The organism is Candidatus Pelagibacter communis (assembly GCF_001180025.1).
Classification (GTDB): domain Bacteria; phylum Pseudomonadota; class Alphaproteobacteria; order Pelagibacterales; family Pelagibacteraceae; genus Pelagibacter; species Pelagibacter ubique_A.
On record NZ_CVSK01000020.1, the window covers coordinates 1 to 1024 of the forward strand.

Annotated in this window: 2 protein-coding genes; both read left to right on the forward strand. The window is 26.9% G+C overall.

All coding sequences use genetic code 11. The annotated features are described in order from the left end of the window. Positions 1–559: PP-loop family protein (locus AMN83_RS00305; protein WP_306452510.1), on the forward strand; the 559-nt coding region annotated here is incomplete at its 5' end. A gap of 63 nt (positions 560–622) precedes the next feature. Further along, positions 623–1024, forward strand: a 402-nt coding sequence (locus tag AMN83_RS00310) for an ATP-dependent metallopeptidase FtsH/Yme1/Tma family protein (RefSeq protein WP_179850395.1), incomplete at its 3' end; no start/stop codon positions are given.

Consider the following 1024-nt stretch of genomic DNA (forward strand, 5'->3'; position numbering starts at 1 on the left):
AAGAGGCAGTGGTTTAAATGGTATGGTGTCATTTGATCAAAGAACCGACCTACAAAAAACTAATTTGATAAGACCCCTGTTAAAATTTTCTAAAAAAAATTTAGAACATATTACCAAAAAAGTTTTTAAAAATTATGTTGAAGATCCCTCCAATAAAAATGATAAATTTAAAAGAGTAAAAATTAGAAATTTTATAAAAAACCTGGAATTAGAGGGATTGGATAATGATAAATTCAATCTAACGATTAAAAATTTAAAATTTGCAAATGAGTCAATTAAATACTTTGTAGAAAAAAATTTAAAAGACAATTCAACAATTACAAATATTAATAAGTTTGTTATTTTGAATAAAAATTTTTTTCTTCAACCAGAAGAAGTAGTTTTCAGGTCTCTAACAGAAGTGTTAAAAGCTGTTGGTAAAAAATACTACCCAGTAAGAGGAAAAAAAATTGATAAGTTAATTTATCGAATTAAAAATGATAACTCATTTGTGACCACTTTAGGAAACTGTGTAATAAAGAAGGTAAATAACTCAGTTATAGTATCAAAAGAGCGTTAAAGTTGATGAAAAAACAGATATTTTGTCACTTGTTAATTTAATAATAATTCTTATTTTAAACTTATGAATTTAAAAAATCTAGCAATGTGGGGAATTATAGTTTTTTTAACTATAGGTCTTTATAACATGTTTAAAAATCCTCAGTCTAATATCAGAGGTGGAAATCAAATAATATTTTCAGATTTTTTAAATTCAGTTGAAAACGGTGAGGTACTAAAAGTTGAGATCCAAGGAAATAACATTAAAGGTGTTTATTCAAATGGAAATTCTTTTTCAACCTATGCTCCTAATGATCCAAATCTAATAGAAAAATTATCAGAGAAAGGTGTAAGTATTTCAGCAGCACCTCTAGAGGAAAAAATGCCTTCATTGTTTGGTGTGCTCTTATCATGGTTTCCTATGTTACTACTTATTGCAGTATGGATTTTCTTTATGAGACAAATGCAAGGTGGAAAAGGTGGAGCG